This window comes from Agrococcus terreus, from assembly GCF_014645235.1.
Lineage (GTDB): Bacteria > Actinomycetota > Actinomycetes > Actinomycetales > Microbacteriaceae > Agrococcus > Agrococcus terreus.
In genome coordinates this window covers 1,590,111-1,606,049 of the sequence record NZ_BMLM01000001.1, presented here as the reverse complement: position 1 = coordinate 1,606,049, position 15,939 = coordinate 1,590,111, and the positions used below count along the sequence as shown (strand labels likewise).

General features: G+C 72.7%; 15 protein-coding genes. 8 read left to right on the top strand and 7 right to left on the bottom strand.

Annotation, left to right across the window (positions count from 1 at the left end):
* Window positions 1-123: 123 nt before the first annotated feature.
* Together IEW90_RS07735 and IEW90_RS07730 are read left to right on the top strand one after the other, a co-directional pair.
* On the top strand, window positions 124-1,032 hold the full coding sequence (locus IEW90_RS07735) for a COX15/CtaA family protein (RefSeq protein ID WP_188717581.1): 909 nt from the start codon (window positions 124-126) through the stop codon (window positions 1,030-1,032).
* A gap of 64 nt (window positions 1,033-1,096) precedes the next feature.
* Window positions 1,097-2,053, top strand: coding sequence for a Ppx/GppA phosphatase family protein (locus IEW90_RS07730; RefSeq protein WP_188717580.1), 957 nt, complete (start codon window positions 1,097-1,099; stop codon window positions 2,051-2,053).
* 27 nt (window positions 2,054-2,080) lie between these two features.
* Here the strand turns inward: IEW90_RS07730 and IEW90_RS07725 are convergent, their stop codons facing one another.
* On the bottom strand, window positions 2,081-3,031 hold the full coding sequence (locus tag IEW90_RS07725) for a heme o synthase (RefSeq protein WP_188717579.1): 951 nt from the start codon (window positions 3,029-3,031) through the stop codon (window positions 2,081-2,083).
* A gap of 200 nt (window positions 3,032-3,231) precedes the next feature.
* Between IEW90_RS07725 and tkt the strand changes: the two genes are divergently transcribed.
* The 6 genes from tkt to pgl all read left to right on the top strand — a co-directional run bounded on the left by tkt (window position 3,232) and on the right by pgl (window position 11,344).
* The gene (gene tkt, locus IEW90_RS07720; protein WP_229679541.1) at window positions 3,232-5,328 is read left to right on the top strand and encodes a transketolase; all 2,097 of its coding nucleotides are present in this window, start codon (window positions 3,232-3,234) and stop codon (window positions 5,326-5,328) included.
* Between the two features lie 26 nt (window positions 5,329-5,354).
* A complete protein-coding gene (tal, locus tag IEW90_RS07715; RefSeq protein ID WP_188717577.1) occupies window positions 5,355-6,467 on the top strand; it encodes a transaldolase in 1,113 nt (370 codons plus the stop codon).
* Complete coding sequence (locus tag IEW90_RS13830) at window positions 6,464-8,059, top strand: glucose-6-phosphate isomerase (RefSeq protein ID WP_229679540.1); 1,596 nt, start codon at window positions 6,464-6,466, stop codon at window positions 8,057-8,059. Before tal ends, IEW90_RS13830 begins: the two co-directional genes overlap by 4 nt.
* 62 nt (window positions 8,060-8,121) lie before the next feature.
* The gene (gene zwf / locus IEW90_RS13825) at window positions 8,122-9,693 is read left to right on the top strand and encodes a glucose-6-phosphate dehydrogenase (protein ID WP_229679616.1); all 1,572 of its coding nucleotides are present in this window, start codon (window positions 8,122-8,124) and stop codon (window positions 9,691-9,693) included.
* Complete coding sequence (locus IEW90_RS07705) at window positions 9,690-10,643, top strand: glucose-6-phosphate dehydrogenase assembly protein OpcA (RefSeq protein ID WP_188717576.1); 954 nt, start codon at window positions 9,690-9,692, stop codon at window positions 10,641-10,643. Before zwf ends, IEW90_RS07705 begins: the two co-directional genes overlap by 4 nt.
* Complete coding sequence (gene pgl / locus IEW90_RS07700; RefSeq protein WP_188717575.1) at window positions 10,640-11,344, top strand: 6-phosphogluconolactonase; 705 nt, start codon at window positions 10,640-10,642, stop codon at window positions 11,342-11,344. Before IEW90_RS07705 ends, pgl begins: the two co-directional genes overlap by 4 nt.
* A gap of 83 nt (window positions 11,345-11,427) precedes the next feature.
* Here pgl and IEW90_RS07695 read toward each other — a convergent pair whose 3' ends face one another.
* From IEW90_RS07695 to IEW90_RS07670, 6 genes are all read right to left on the bottom strand, one after another.
* Entirely contained in the window at window positions 11,428-11,784 is a 357-nt protein-coding gene (locus tag IEW90_RS07695) for an RNA polymerase-binding protein RbpA (protein ID WP_188717574.1), read from the bottom strand.
* Entirely contained in the window at window positions 11,784-12,032 is a 249-nt protein-coding gene (gene secG, locus IEW90_RS07690) for a preprotein translocase subunit SecG (RefSeq protein WP_188717573.1), read from the bottom strand. The genes IEW90_RS07695 and secG overlap by 1 nt, the downstream gene beginning before the upstream one ends.
* 100 nt (window positions 12,033-12,132) lie before the next feature.
* On the bottom strand, window positions 12,133-12,918 hold the full coding sequence (tpiA, locus tag IEW90_RS07685; RefSeq protein WP_188717572.1) for a triose-phosphate isomerase: 786 nt from the start codon (window positions 12,916-12,918) through the stop codon (window positions 12,133-12,135).
* Window positions 12,912-14,123, bottom strand: a complete 1,212-nt coding sequence (locus IEW90_RS07680) for a phosphoglycerate kinase (RefSeq protein ID WP_188717571.1) — start codon at window positions 14,121-14,123, stop codon at window positions 12,912-12,914. Before IEW90_RS07680 ends, tpiA begins: the two co-directional genes overlap by 7 nt.
* 5 nt (window positions 14,124-14,128) lie before the next feature.
* Complete coding sequence (gene gap / locus IEW90_RS07675) at window positions 14,129-15,133, bottom strand: type I glyceraldehyde-3-phosphate dehydrogenase (RefSeq protein ID WP_188717570.1); 1,005 nt, start codon at window positions 15,131-15,133, stop codon at window positions 14,129-14,131.
* 84 nt (window positions 15,134-15,217) lie between these two features.
* Complete coding sequence (locus IEW90_RS07670; RefSeq protein ID WP_188717569.1) at window positions 15,218-15,841, bottom strand: superoxide dismutase; 624 nt, start codon at window positions 15,839-15,841, stop codon at window positions 15,218-15,220.
* Window positions 15,842-15,939: the final 98 nt, after the last annotated feature.

Sequence of the window (15,939 nt, the reverse complement as noted above, 5' to 3'; positions counted from 1 at the left end):
GAGCCTCCCTGCGAGGGCCATACTGGATGTGCCGCGCGCATGCGGCGCCGCCGATGCGGCGCTGGGGTCTCGGAGCCGATGGGCTCGACCCCGATCCTATCGCGCGAGGCAGAGAGGTGCATCGTGCTGCAGCGCTCGCGGAGCCTGATCATCGCCGCGTGGGCGACCCTGGTGTCGCAGATCGTGATCGTCGGGACCGGCGGGGCCGTGCGCCTCACGGGCTCCGGTCTCGGCTGCTCGGAGTGGCCCAACTGCACGCCGGAGTCGTTCACGCCCGTGCCCGAGCAGGGCATCCACGGGCTCATCGAGTTCGGCAACCGCGTCTGGGGCGGCATCGTCGTCCTCATCGCCGTCGTCATGCTCGTCATGGCGATCGTCCAGCGCGCGGGCCGGACGATCGTGACCCTCGCGAGCCTCGTCGTCGGCCTCACCGTCGCGCAGGCGCTCATCGGCGCCGTCGTCGTCTGGATGCACCTGCGCCCCGACACCGTCGGGATCCACTTCTTCCTCTCGGTCGTGCTGGTCGTGCTCGCGGCGGTCATGACCTGGAAGGTCGTGGTCGGCCCGAGCGGCCCCCGCGTCGCGGCCCGCGGGCAGACGATCCTCGTCCATGCCATGACGGCCGTGCTCGCCGTCGTGATCGTCGTCGGCGTGCTCACGACCGGCTCCGGCCCGCACGCCGGCGACGGCGGCGCGGCGCGCAACGGCCTCGACCCATCCGTCATGCAGCACGTGCACGCCTGGCCCGGCTACGCGCTCGTCGCGCTCCTCGGCGCCGTGCTCGCCGCGGCCGTGCTGCGCGGCCCCCGCCGCCACCTCCGCCTCGTCGTCGCCACGTTCGCGGTGGTGCTGCTGCAGGTCGCGATCGGCATCGCGCAGTCGAACCTCGGCCTGCCCATCGGGCTCGTCGGCATCCACATGGTGCTCTCGGTGATCATCGCCGCGCTCGGCTCGGCCGTCGTGCTGTCGCTCCGCCCGCCGGCCGAGGCCGCGCCCGTCGCGACCGACGACCGGGAGGCCGTCGCGGCCTGACACCGGGCCCGACGGCAGACCCCACCTGCGGGGTGCCGGTGGCGCCGGGTGGCAGGATCGCACCATGACCGCTCCCCCGGACACCGCGATCGGCCACGGCGCGCGCCTCGGCGTGCTCGACATCGGCTCGAACACGGTGCACCTGCTCATCGTCGACGTGCGCCGCGGCGGGCGGCCCGTGCCCTCCCGCTCGCACAAGCGCACGCTCCGGCTCATGCGCTACCTCGTCGACGGCGCGATCAGCGACGAGGGCGTCGCGGCGCTCCTCGACGCGATCGGCGAGTGCACCCAGATCGCGCGCGGCGAGCAGCTCGACGACTTCGTCGTCATGGCGACGAGCGCGGTGCGGGAGGCCGACAACGGCGACGACGTCGTCGCCCGCATCGAGGCGCAGACGGGCGTGCCGCTGCAGATCCTCTCCGGCCCCGACGAGGCGCGGCTCACGTTCCTCGCGGTGCGCCGCTGGTTCGGCTGGTCCGCCGGTCGGATCCTGCTCTTCGACATCGGCGGCGGCTCGCTCGAGATCGCCGCGGGCGACGACGAGGAGCCCGCGATCGCGCTCTCGGTGCCGCTCGGCGCCGGCCGCTCGACGGTCGGCTTCTTCCACGGCGACCCGCCGACCGCCGCCGACCAGAGGGCGCTCCGGATGTACGCGAAGGCCGTGCTCGAGGACGCGGTCGCGGAGGCGAAGCCCGTCGGGCGGCCCGACCACGTCGTCGGCTCGTCGAAGACCATCCGCTCGCTCGCGCGCCTCGCGGGCAACGCGATGCCGGGCGTCGGCGGCGCCGACCGGGTGGTGCTGCGCCGCGACCAGCTCGACGACTGGGTGCCGCGGCTCGCGCGCATGGACGCGCCCTCGCGCGCCGCGCTGCCGGGCATCACGCCCGACCGCACGTTCCAGATCGTCGCGGGCGGCATCGTGCTCTCGGAGGCGATGCGCGCGTTCGGCGCGAAGGAGCTCGACGTGAGCCCGTGGGCGCTCCGCGAGGGACGCCTGCTCGACATGCTCGACCGGCTGTAGGCCGATCGCGGCCGCCGCGGGCGCGGGCTAGAACGGCAGCAGCGGGTCGACGCCCACCGCGAGGAAGACGAGCGTCAGGTACGTGTTCGAGGCGTGGAAGACGCGCATCGCGCGGATCTCGCGCTCGCCCCGGATCGCGCGCCCGTACAGCGCGTGCGACTCCCAGACGAACCAGCCGCCCGCGACGACCGCGACGGCCGCGTAGAGCAGCCCCATGCCGCCCACCGGGATGAGCAGCAACGTGCACGCGAGCGAGGCCCAGGCGTAGAGGATGACCTGCACGCCGACCATCTGGCGGCCGCGGACGACCGCGAGCATCGGCACGTCGGCGGCCTCGTAGTCGCTGCGGTACTTCATCGACAGCGGCCAGTAGTGCGCCGGCGTCCAGAGGAAGACGAGCGTGAAGAGGATCCAGGCGGGCCAGTCGAGCGTGCCGGTGACGCCCGCCCAGCCGATGAGCACCGGGAAGCAGCCGGCGATGCCGCCCCAGACGATGTTCTGCTCGGTGCGGCGCTTCAGCAGCATCGTGTAGACGAACACGTAGAAGCAGATCGCCGCGATGGAGAGGGCCGCCGCGAGCCAGTTCGCGAACACGCCGAGCACGAGCGTCGAGACGACCGCGAGCGTCCAGGCGAAGCCCTTCGCCTCCCCCACCGAGAGCGTGCCCGTGACGAGCGGCCGCTGCTTCGTGCGGTGCATGACGCGGTCGATGTCGCGGTCGATGATCATGTTGAACGCGTTCGCGCTGCCCGCGCTCAGGAACCCGCCGATGAGCGTCGCGACCACCGGCACGAGCGGCGGCACGCCGCCCGCCGCGAGCACCATGGTCGGCAGCGCGGTGACGAGCAGCAGCTCGATGACGCGCGGCTTCGTGAGGGCGACGTAGGCGGCGGCCTTCGTGCGGAGGGTCGGTCGCTGTACCGTCGGTCGCTGTGCGGTCGGCGCGTGGTGCGCGTCCGACTGGGTCGCGTGCGACATGGACTCCCGATCTCGAGGTGTGCGGGCCGGTGGGCGCGGCCTCCCCCATCCTATCGCGCCCGCGGACGCCGCCACCGTCCGCGCGCCGCCCGTCACCGGGGGTCACGCACCGGGCGCGCACCCATGCCCTCACTATGCTGGGACGGTCGCAACAGCCCGCATACGCAGCGGCCGCGTGCCGCCTGTCAGAAGGAGCCTCCTTGGCGCTCGAATGGACCAACGACGACCAGCAGGCCGTGGACACCGCGAGGGTGCTCGCGGCGGACGCCGTCGAGAAGGTCGGCAACGGCCACCCCGGCACGGCCATGAGCCTCGCCCCCGTCGCCCACCTCCTGTTCCAGAAGGTGATGGACCGCGACCCCGCCGACGACCAGTGGGTCGGCCGCGACCGCTTCATCCTCTCCGTCGGCCACTCGTCGCTGACGCAGTACATCCAGCTCTACCTCACGGGCTCCGGCCTCGAGAAGGCCGACATCGAGTCGCTCCGCACGTGGGGCTCGAAGACGCCCGGCCACCCGGAGTACCGCCACACGAAGGGCGTCGAGATCACGACGGGCCCGCTCGGCCAGGGCCTCGCCTCGGCCGTCGGCTTCGCCTACGCGCAGCGCTACGAGCGCCAGCTCTTCGACCCGGCGACCCCCGAGGGCGAGTCGGCGTTCGACCACTGGACGTACGTGATCGCCGGCGACGGCGACCTGCAGGAGGGCGTCACGAGCGAGGCCGGCTCGCTCGCGGGCCACCAGCGCCTCGGCCGCCTCATCGCGATCTACGACGCGAACGAGATCTCGATCGAGGACGACGTCGACATCGCCTTCACCGAGGACGTCAAGGCCCGCTACGAGGCCTACGGCTGGCAGGTGCTCGAGGTCTCCTGGCGCACCCCCGAGGGCTACGTCGAGGATGTCGAGGCGCTCCACGCCGCGATCGAGCAGGGCAAGGGCGAGCTCGAGAAGCCGACCCTCATCATCCTCCGCACGATCATCGGGTGGCCGGCCCCCTCGAAGCAGGGCACGGGCAAGATCCACGGCTCGAAGCTCGGCGGCGACGAGGTCGCGGCCGTGAAGCAGGTGCTCGGCTTCGACCCCGAGCAGTCGTTCGAGGTCGCCGACTCGGTCATCGACTACACCCGCGGCAACGCCGCGCAGCGCGCGACGGCGTCGCGCGAGGCGTGGCAGGCGCGCTTCGATGCGTGGGCCGCGGCCGAGCCGGAGCGCAAGGCGCTCTTCGACCGCATCGAGGCGGGCGAGCTGCCCGAGGGCCTCGCCGACGCGCTGCCGACCTTCGAGGCCGGCACCGAGGTGTCGACCCGCGCCGCGAGCGGCAAGGTGCTCAACGCCCTCGCCGACGTGCTCCCCGAGCTGTGGGGCGGCTCCGCCGACCTCGCCGAGTCGAACAACACCACGCTCGAGGGCAAGGGCTCGTTCGTGCCCGGCGACCGCTCGACGAAGGCGTGGCCGCAGGGCTCGTACGCCGGCCGCACGCTGCACTTCGGCATCCGCGAGCACGCGATGGCGTCGATCCTCAACGGCATCGTGCTGCACGGCAACACCCGCCCCTACGGCGGCACGTTCCTGATCTTCAGCGACTACCAGCGCCCCGCGCTGCGCCTCGCCGCGCTCATGGGCGTGCACCCCATCCACGTCTGGACGCACGACTCGATCGCGCTCGGCGAGGACGGCCCCACGCACCAGCCCATCGAGCAGCTCGCGACGCTCCGCGCCATCCCCGGCTTCGAGGTCGTCCGCCCGTCGGACGCCAACGAGACCGCGTGGGCGTGGAAGACGATCCTCGAGCGCCGCGACCAGCCGGTCGGCATCGCGCTCACCCGCCAGAACCTCCCCGTGCTCGAGCGCGGCGAGGGCGAGGCCTCGGGCGACGTCCTCGCCCACGCCTCGAACGTCGCGAAGGGCGCCTACGTGCTCGCCGAGGCCGAGGGCACGCCCGATGTGCTCCTCATCGCCACGGGCTCCGAGGTGCAGCTCGCGCTGCAGGCGCGCGAGCAGCTGCGCGCCGAGGGCGTGCAGGCGCGCGTCGTCGCGGCGCCGTCGCTCGAGTGGTTCGCCGAGCAGAGCGCCGAGTACCGCGAGTCGGTGCTGCCGGCCGCCGTGCGCGCGCGCGTGTCGGTCGAAGCCGGCTCCGCGCTCACCTGGCAGGGCATCGTCGGCGACGCCGGCCGCACCGTGGCGATCGACCACTTCGGCGCGAGCGCCGACTGGCAGACGCTGTTCCGCGAGTTCGGCTTCACGGCGGAGGCCGTGGTGGAGGCCGCGCGCGCATCGATCGAGGCCGCTCGCTGACGCGGGCGCACATTGGAGGCAACCGCATGACCCAGCACACGAAGGCGCTCAGCGACGCAGGCGTCAGCATCTGGCTCGACGACCTGTCGCGCCAGCGCATCCTGTCCGGCAACCTCGCCGAGCTCATCGAGACCCGCGACGTCGTGGGCGTGACGACGAACCCGACGATCTTCGCGAACGCGCTCGCCAACGGCGAGTCGTACGCGGAGGACGTCAAGGCCCTCGCCGAGAAGGGCGCGAGCGTCGACGAGACGATCACGCACCTCACGACCACCGACGTGGCGAACGCGTGCGACCTGTTCGCGCCGCTCTACCGCTCGACCGGCGGCTTCGACGGCCGCGTCTCGATCGAGGTCGAGCCCGGCCTCGCCCGCGACACCGAGGGCACGATCGCGCAGGCGCAGCAGCTCCACGAGCTCGTCGCCCGCGAGAACGTGCTCATCAAGATCCCCGCCACGCAGGAGGGGCTCGAGGCGATCGCCGCGACGATCGGCGCGGGCATCAGCGTCAACGTCACGCTGATCTTCTCGCTCGACCGCTACCGCGACGTCATCAACGCCTACCTCACGGGCCTCGAGCGCGCGCAGCAGGCCGGCCACGACCTCTCGCGCATCCACTCCGTCGCCTCGTTCTTCGTGTCGCGCGTCGACACGGAGATCGACAAGCGCCTCGAGGCGATCGGCACCGACGAGGCAGCCGCGCTCAAGGGCAAGGCCGGCGTCGCGAACGCTCGCCTCGCCTACCGCGTGTGGCAGGAGGCCTTCGGCTCGGAGCGCGCGCAGGCGCTGCTCGAGGCGGGCGCCAACACGCAGCGGCCGCTGTGGGCCTCGACGGGCGTCAAGGACCCGTCGCTGCCCGACACGCTCTACGTGACCGAGCTCGTCGCGCCGCAGACCGTGAACACGATGCCCGAGAAGACGCTCGAGGCCGTCGCCGACCACGGCGAGATCCGCGGCGATGCGGTCTCCGGCACGGCCGACGAGGCAGAGGGCGTGCTCGACGCGCTCGAGGCGGTCGGTGTCTCCTACGCCGAGGTCGTCCAGGTGCTCGAGGACGAGGGCGTCGAGAAGTTCGACGCCTCGTGGGCCGAGCTCGTCGAGACCGTCCGCGGGCAGCTCGATGCGGCGGTGGCGCGATGACGTTCATCCTCACCGCATCGGGTGCCGCGCAGGAGGCCATCGACCGCGTCGTGCCGCAGCTCGTGGCCGACGGCGTCGCCGGCGCCATCGTCTCGGGCGACGCGTCGCTCTGGGGCGAGGCCGCGCAGCCCGAGGCGTCGATCCGCCTCGGCTGGGTCGAGGCCGCGTCCGTGACGCGTCCGCTCGTCGACGAGCTCGAGGCGCTCCGCAAGGAGCTGCGCGCCAAGGGCGTCGACCGCATCGCGCTCGCCGGCATGGGCGGCTCGTCGCTCGCGCCGGAGGTCATCACGCGCACCGAGGGCGTCAACCTCACGGTGCTCGACTCGACCGAGCCGGGCCAGGTGCGCCGGGCGCTCCGCGACCACCTGTCGCAGACCGCGCTCGTCGTCTCGTCGAAGTCGGGCTCGACGCTCGAGACCGACAGCCAGCGCCGCGCGTTCGAGGCCGCGTACCGCGAGGCGGGGATCGACCCGACCGAGCGCATCGTCGTGGTCACCGACCCGGGCTCCCCGCTCGACGCCGACGCCCGCGCCGCGGGCTACCGCGTGTTCAACGCGGACCCGAACGTCGGCGGCCGCTACTCGGCGCTCACGGCCTTCGGCATCGTGCCCTCGGCCCTCGCGGGCGTCGACGTGCGCGAGCTGCTCGACGAGGCGATCGCGGCGCTGCCGGAGATCAGCGAGGACTCGGAGGACAACCCGGGCCTCCGCCTCGCGGCGGTCATCGCCGGCACGTCGCCGCTGCGCGACAAGCTGGGCATCGTCGCCGACGGCACGCACATCCTCGGCCTCGGCGACTGGGCCGAGCAGCTCATCGCGGAGTCGACCGGCAAGGAGGGCGTCGGCATCCTGCCCGTCGTGCTCGAGAAGGACGCCCCGGAGCTGTCCGCCGACCTCGGCGACCTCCAGGTCGTGCGGCTCGTCGGCTCGGCCCGCGAGGCCAAGCACGTCGAGCACGGCGAGGTCGAGGTGGCCGGCACGCTCGGCGCGCAGCTGCTCGTGTGGGAGTTCGCGACCGCCGTCGCCGGACGCCTGCTCGGCATCAACCCGTTCGACCAGCCCGACGTGGAGTCGGCGAAGATCGCCGCCCGCGGCCTCCTCGACGACCTGCAGCCGGAGGCCGCGCCCGTCGCGGTCGACGGCTCGATCGAGGTGCGCGGCACCGCCGACGTCGCGAAGGAGACCGTGGAGGCGTCGCTCGACGCGCTGCTCGGCGCGCTCGGCGAGGGCGGCTACGTGGCCGTCCACGCTTACCTCGACCGCATCGGGCAGCCCCGCTTCGAGCGGCTCCGCGCCGTGCTCGCGGCGCGCACGGGCCACCCGGTCACGTTCGGCTGGGGCCCGCGCTTCCTGCACTCGACCGGCCAGTACCACAAGGGCGGCACGCCGAACGGCGTCTTCCTGCAGCTGCTCGGCCGGCCGCACGAGGACCTCGAGATCCCCGGGCGCCCGTTCTCGTTCGGCCAGCTCATCCACGCGCAGGCCTCGGGCGACGCGAGCGTGCTCGCCGACCACGGCCGGCCCGTGCTGACGCTCACGCTCGAAGACCTCGACGAGGGGCTCGACCGGCTCCTCGCCCTCGCGGCGCGGTGACCGACACCACGACGACCGGGGCCGCCACGGCGGCCCCGGTCGCGGGCGGCCCAGCACCGGTCGTGCCGACCCCGGTCGCCGCGGCCCCCGCCGGGGCAGCCGCCGTCGGCCCCGGCGTCAACCCGCTGCGCGACCCCTCGGACCAGCGCCTCACGCGCATCCCCGGCCCCAACGCCATGACGTTCTTCGGCGTCACGGGCGACCTCGCGCGCAAGAAGCTGCTCCCGGCCGTCTACGACCTCGCGAACCGCGGCCTCCTGCCGCCCGGCTTCGGCCTCGTCGGCTTCGGCCGCCGCGACTGGACGCACGAGCAGTTCGCCGAGGTCGTGCGCGAGGCCGTGCAGCAGCACGCACGCACCTCGTTCCGCGAGTCCGTCTGGCGGCAGCTGTCGGAGGGCATCCGCTTCGTGCAGGGCGACTTCGACGACGACGCGGCCTTCGACCGCCTCGCCGAGGTGCTCGCCGAGCTCGACGAGAGCCGCGGCACGATGGGCAACCACGCCTTCTACCTCTCGATCCCGCCCAACGCGTTCCCGCTCGTCACGCAGCAGCTGAAGCGCTCGGGCCTCGCGCAGGCCGACGGCGACCGCTGGAAGCGCGTCGTCATCGAGAAGCCGTTCGGCCACGACCTCGCCTCGGCGCGCGAGCTCAACGACGTCGTCGAGTCGGTCTTCCCGCCCGACAGCGTCTTCCGCATCGACCACTACCTCGGCAAGGAGACGGTCCAGAACATCCTCGCGCTGCGCTTCGCGAACGCGCTGTGGGAGCCGATCTGGAACGCGAACCACATCGACCACGTGCAGATCACGATGGCCGAGGACATCGGCGTGGGCGGCCGCGCCGGCTACTACGACGGCATCGGCGCCGCGCGCGACGTCATCCAGAACCACCTGCTGCAGCTCTTCGCCCTGACGGCGATGGAGGAGCCCGTCTCGTTCGCGGCCGCCGACCTGCGGCTCGAGAAGGAGAAGGTGCTGCGCGCGGCACGCGTGCCCGGCCCCCTCGGCGAGTCGACGGCCCGCGGCCAGTACGGCGGCGGCTGGCACGGGGGCGCGCAGGTGCGCGGCTTCCTCGACGAGGACGGCATGCGGCCCGACTCGGGCACCGAGACGTACGCGGCCATCAAGCTCGAGGTCGACACCCGGCGCTGGGCGGGCGTGCCGTTCTACCTGCGCGCCGGCAAGCGCCTCGGCCGCCGCGTCACCGAGATCGCGATCGTCTTCAAGCGCGCCTCGCAGTACCTGTTCGAGCCGTCGGACCTGCGCACGATGAGCGAGAACGCGCTCGTCATCCGCGTCCAGCCCGACGAAGGCGTCTCGATGCGCTTCGGCTCGAAGGTGCCGGGCCCCGGCATGCACGTGCGCGACGTGACGATGGACTTTGGCTACGGCCACGCGTTCACCGAGGAGAGCCCCGAGGCGTACGAGCGCCTCATCCTCGACGTGCTGCTCGGCGACCCGCCCCTCTTCCCGCGGCACGAGGAGGTCGAGCTCTCGTGGCGCATCCTCGATCCGATCGAGGAGCACTGGGAGGCCGAGGGCGGCCCGGTCGAGCAGTACGAGCCCGGCTCGTGGGGACCGCGCAGCGCGCACGAGCTGCTCGCGCGCGACGGCAGGCACTGGAGGCGACCGTGATCATCCGACTCACCCGCACGTCGACCGCCGAGGTCCAGAAGCGGATGCTCGAGATCCGCGACGAGGGCGGCGTCGTCGCGCTCGGCCGCGTGCTCACGCTCGTCGTGCACACGCAGATCGGCGGCGAGGAGGAGGCGATCCGCGCCGCCAACGCCGCCTCCCGTGAGCACCCGATGCGCGTCATCGTCGTCTCCCGCAACCCCGATCACGTCAACGCCGGCGAGGAGGCGCGCCTCGACGCGGAGCTCCGCGTGGGCGCCGACGCGGGCGCGAGCGAGGTCGTGCTGCTGCAGTGCTACGGCGAGCTCGGCAGCCACCTGCTCGGCATCGTGCAGGGCCTGCTGCTCCCCGACGCGCCCGTCGTGGCGTGGTGGCCGAGCTTCATGCCGACGCTCCCCTCGGGGTCGCAGCTCGGGCAGATCGCCCAGCGTCGCATCACCGACTCGGCGAAGCAGGCCGACCCGCGCGCAGCGATCCTCGGGCTGGCCGGCTGCTACGCGCCCGGCGACACCGACCTCGCGTGGACGCGGCTGACGAACTGGCGCGCGCACCTCGCGGCGCTGCTCGACCAGCCGCCGTTCGAGCAGGTGACGTCGGGCAGGGTCTCCGGCGACCTCGCGAACCCGAGCACGCACCTCATGGCTGCGTGGCTGCGCCTGCGCCTCGGCGTCGACGTCGAGCTGGAGGACGCCGGCGAGGCGCCCGTCGGCTCGAGCGGCCTGCACGCGGTCGAGCTGCACCGGCCGAGCGGCGACTCGTCGCTCACCCGCGTGCGCGACTCGGTCGGCATCCTCGCGCAGCCCGGGCAGCCCGAGCACCACGTGGCGCTCTCGACCCGCGGCCTCGAGGACCAGCTGGCCGAGGAGCTGCGCAAGCTCGACGCGGACGACATGTACCGCCAGGTGCTGCTCGCGATCGCCTCGCACGCCGACGAGCGGGCCGCCGCGTGAGCGCCGAGCTGCACGTCGCGGCCGACCGCGCCGCCCTCGTGGCGGACGCCGCCGACCGCCTCGCCGCGGCGATCGCCGACGCGATCGCGGCGCGCGGCCGCGCGCTCGTCGCGGTCACCGGCGGCAGCGTCGGCATCGAGCTGCTCGCGGCGCTCGGCGAGCGGGACGTCGACTGGGAGCGGCTCCACGTGACGTGGAGCGACGAGCGCTACGTCGCCGCCGACTCCCCCGATCGCAACGCCGTGCAGGCGCGCGAGGCGCTGCTCGACCGCGTGCCGATCCCCGCCGACCACGTGCACGAGCTGCCCGCGGCCGATGGCACGACGCTCGACCAGGCGGCGCTGCGCGCCACCTCGGTGCTCGAGTGGCTCGGGCCCGTCGACGTCACCCTGCTCGGCGTGGGGCCGGACGCGCACATCGCGTCGCTCTTCCCAGGGATGCCGGGCGTCGACGAGCCGGGCGAGCGGGTGATCGCCGTGCGCGACTCCCCCAAGCCGCCGCCCGAGCGGCTGAGCTTCACGCTGGGCGCGATCGCCGCCTCCGAGCGGACGTGGCTCATCGTCGCCGGCGCCGACAAGGCGGAGTCCGTGCGGCTCGCGCTCGGCGACGCCGACGCGGCGACCGCGCCCGTCGCACACGCCCGCGGGCGCGTCGAGACGCTGCTGCTGGCCGACGCGGAGGCCGCGTCGCTCGTGGCCTGAACCGCGGCTCCGCACGACGAAGCGGCCGCCCTCCGAGGAGGGACGGCCGCTTCGTCGTGCGGGTCGCGTCAGCGCGCGTCGTATCAGGCGCGGCCCTCCGAGGAACGCAGCTTCTGCAGCGCCTCGTCGAGCAGCTGCACCGCCTCCTCGGGGGTGCGGCGCTCCTTCACGTACGCGAGGTGCGTCTTGTACGGCTCGTTCTTCGCCACCTGCGGCGGGTTCGCCTTGTCGCGGCCCGCGGGCAGGCCGGTCGACGGCGAGTCGATCACCTCGGGGATCTCGTCCTCGGGGAGGTCGGCCGCGAAGTAGCGGATGGTCTCGTTGCCCATCGCGTCCCAGTACGAGACGGCCACGCGCTCGGCGTGGAAGCCCCGGTCCTGCTCGCCCATGGGGCCCGCGCCGACGCGCGAGCCACGGATCGCACTGCCACCGGATGCCATCAGATCCCCGCGAACTTCGTGATGAGGCCGAGCACCACGATCGACGCGAGCCAGGCGAGGCTGACGACGACCGTGAGCGTGTTCAGGTTGCGCTCCGCGACGCCCGAGGCGCCGAGCGACGACGTGACGCCGCCGCCGAACATGTCGGAGAGGCCGCCTCCGCGGCCCTTGTGCAGCAGGATGAACAGCGTCAGCAGCACCGAGGTGATGCCGAGGATCACCTGCATGATGATCTGGAGAATCTCCACTAGCCCTCTTTCCGGTTCCGCGGTCAGGCCGCGGGAAGTGCAACGGGCAGTCTAGCGCAGGCCTTCCCGGTCGCGGGGAGGCCAGCGGCGCTGCGAGCGATCAGGTGCCGACGTGGCTGCGGAAGCGCGCGATCGCCGCGAACTCCGCCGCGTCGAGGCTCGCGCCGCCGACGAGCGCGCCGTCGACGTCGGGCTCGCGCATGAAGCCGGCGATGTTGCCCGACTTCACGCTGCCGCCGTAGAGGATGCGGGTGGCCTCGGCCGCCTCGGCACCGCGGCCCTCCGCGATCGCGGCGCGCAGCGCCTGGCAGACCTGCTGGGCCTGCTCGGCGGTCGCCGCCTGGCCGGAGCCGATCGCCCAGACGGGCTCGTAGGCCACGACGATCTCGCCGGCATCGGGCAGCTCGGCGAGCACGTCGCGCAGCTGCTGCACGGGCACCGCGGACGCGCCGTGCTGCTCGAGGTCCTCGGCCGTCTCGCCGACGCAGATCACCGGCACGATGCCCGCGCGGAGCGCCGCGGCGGCCTTCCGGCCGACGATGGCATCCGTCTCCGCGTGGTCCTGGCGGCGCTCGGAGTGGCCGACGATCGCGTACGAGCACTCGAGCTTCGCGAGCATCGCGGCCGAGACCTCGCCCGTGTGGGCGCCCGACTCGTGCTCCGAGACGTCCTGCGCGCCGAAGCGCAGCTCGAACCGCTCGGCCGAGATGAGCGTCTGCACGCTGCGGAGGTCGGTGAAGGGCGGGAAGACCGCCACCTCGACCGCCGCGTGGTCGTGCTTGCCGTCCTGCAGCGTCCAGGCCAGCTTCTGCACGAGCGCGATGGCCTGCAGGTGGTCCTGGTTGAGCTTCCAGTTGCCGGCGATGAGGGGGATGCGGGTCACCATCCGAGTACCTCCAGTCCAGGGAGGCGGGCGCCCTCGAGGAACTCGAGGCTCGCACCGCCACCGGTCGAGATGTGGCCGAACGCCGCGTCGTCGAAGCCGAGGCCGCGGACCGCGGCGGCGGAGTCGCCGCCGCCGACGACCGCGAGGCCGTCGACCTCGGTGAGCGCCTGCGCGACGGCCTTCGTGCCGTGCGCGAAGGCCGGCATCTCGAACACGCCCATGGGGCCGTTCCAGAAGACCGTGCGCGAGGTGCGGATCGCCTCGGCGAACGCGGCGGCGGAGTCGGGGCCGATGTCGAGGCCGATGCCCTTCGCGCCGAAGCGCGAGGCGCCGATCGCATCGGTGGCGACCGTCTCGTGCGCCGCGTCGGCCGAGAAGCCCTCCGCGACGACGACGTCGGTCGGCAGCAGCAGCTGCACGCCGAGCTCCTCGGCCTGCTTCATGTAGCCGAGCACCCGCTCCACCTGGTCCTCCTCGAGGAGGCTCGACGCCACGTCGTGGCCGAGCGCCCGGAGGAAGGTGAAGAGCATGCCGCCACCGATGACGAGGCGGTCGACCCGCGGCAGCAGGTGCTCGATGACGCCGAGCTTGTCGGAGACCTTCGAACCGCCGAGCACGACCGCGTACGGCCGCTCCGGCGACTCGGTGAGGCGCGACAGGACCTCGAGCTCTTTCGCGACGAGCAGGCCCGCGGCGCTCGGGAGCGCCTGGGCGACCTCGAGGACGCTCGCCTGCTCGCGGTGGACGACGCCGAAGCCGTCGGAGACGAAGACGTCGGCGCCGGCGGCGAGCTCCGCGGCGAGCTCGGCCCGCTCGCCCGCGTCCTTGCTCGTCTCCCGGGGGTCGAAGCGCAGGTTCTCGAGCAGCGCGAGCTGCCCGTCCTGCAGGGCGATCCGCACGCGCTGCGCGTCCTCGCCGACCGTGTCGGCCGCGAACGCGACCTCCTGGCCGAGCAGCTCGCCGAGGCGGGCCGCGACGGGGGCCAGCGAGTACCGCTCCTCGGGCGCACCCTTCGGGCGGCCCAGGTGCGACATCGCCACCACCCTCGCGCCCTGCTCGAGCAGGGCGCGGAGGGTGGGCAGCGACGCGACGATGCGGCCCTCGTCGGTGATGCGGCCGTCCTCGAGCGGGACGTTGAAGTCGCACCGGATGAGGACGGTGCGCCCGGCCAGGTCGCCGAGGGTCTCGAGCGTGCGGATCGCCATGCGGATCAGAGCTTCGCGCCGACGAACTCGGTGATGTCGACGAGGCGGTTCGAGTAGCCCCACTCGTTGTCGTACCAGGACGAGACCTTCACCTGGTTGCCGATGACGGCGGTGAGGCCCGAGTCGAAGATCGACGAGTGCGGGTTGCCGACGATGTCGCTCGAGACGAGCGGCTCGTCCGAGTACTGCAGGTAGCCCTTGAGGGAGCCGTTCGCGGCCTCGAGGTACGCGGCGTTGATCTCGTCGACGGTGAGCCCGTCGCGGGTGACGAGCGTCAGGTCGACGATCGAGCCCGTGGGGACCGGCACGCGGTACGAGGAGCCGTCGAGCAGGCCGTTGAGCTCCGGCAGCACGAGGCCGATGGCCTTCGCGGCGCCCGTCGACGTCGGCACGATGTTGATCGCGGCGCCGCGCGCGCGGCGCAGGTCCTTGTGCGGGCCGTCCTGGAGGTTCTGGTCGGCCGTGTAGGCGTGCGCCGTCATCATGAAGCCGCGCTCGATGCCGAACGACTCGTGGAAGACCTTGGCGAGCGGCGCGAGGCAGTTCGTCGTGCACGAGGCGTTCGAGATGACGTGGTCGTTCTCGGCGTCGTACTGGTCCTCGTTGATGCCCATCACGAACGTGGGGGCCTTGCCCGTGGCCGGCGCCGAGAGGATGACCTTCTTCGCGCCGGCGGTCAGGTGCGCCGAGGCGTCCTCCACCTTCGTGAAGCGGCCGGTCGACTCGATCACGACGTCGACGTCGAGGTCGCCCCAGGGCAGCTTCGACGGGTCCTTCTCGGCGAAGCCGCGGAACTCGTCGTCGCCGACGCGGATGGAGCCCTCGTCCGAGGAGACCTCGGCGGCGAGCGGACCGGAGACGGAGTCGTACTTGAGGAGGTGGGCCAGGGTGGCGTTGTCGGTCAGATCGTTGACCGCGACGACGTCGATGTCAGCGCCCTGGGCAAGCGCTGCACGCACGAAGTTGCGGCCGATCCGACCGAAGCCGTTGATGGCGACCTTCATAGTCATGGGATGGGTTCCTGACTGTCGGGGTGGACGGGGCCCCGGGCGACGTGCCCGGGGCCCCGGGTCACTGGGTGACGATTGGGGGGATCAGCGGACGATGAGGCCCGAGGTCTGCGCCTTGGCCGCGTCGAAGCGGGCCTGCGCGTCCTGCCAGTTCACGATCTGCCAGAAGGCCTTCACGTAGTCGGCCTTCACGTTGAGGTAGTCGAGGTAGAAGGCGTGCTCCCACATGTCGAGCATGAGGATCGGGTGCGCGCCGACCGGGACGTTGCCCTGCTGGTCGAAGAGCTGGAAGACGTTGAGCCGCGACGCGATCGAGTCCCACGCGAGCACCGACCAGCCGGAGCCCTGGATGCCCGTGGCGTTGGCGGTGAAGTGCGCCTGGAACTTGCCGAAGCCGCCGAAGAACTCGTCGATCGCGGCCTGCAGCTCGCCCTCGGGCTCGCCGCCGCCGTCGCCGGAGAGGTTGTTCCAGAAGACGGTGTGGTTCGTGTGGCCGCCGAGGTTGAACGCGAGGTCCTTCTCGAGCTTGTTGACGGCGCCGAAGTCGTCGGCGTCGCGCGCGGCCTGCAGCTTCTCGAGAGCGGTGTTCGCGCCGTCGACGTAGGCCTTGTGGTGCTTGTCGTGGTGGAGCTCCATGATCTTCGCAGAGATGTGGGGCTCGAGCGCCGCGTAGTCGTACGGCAGGTCGGGAAGGGTGTACACGGTCATGGTCCGGTTCTCCTCACTCGCGCGCTCCTGGCGCGCATGGCGGTCGTTCCGATCCTATCCACGCGGGGGTGCGTGCCAGCGGTGCGCGATCGACCGCT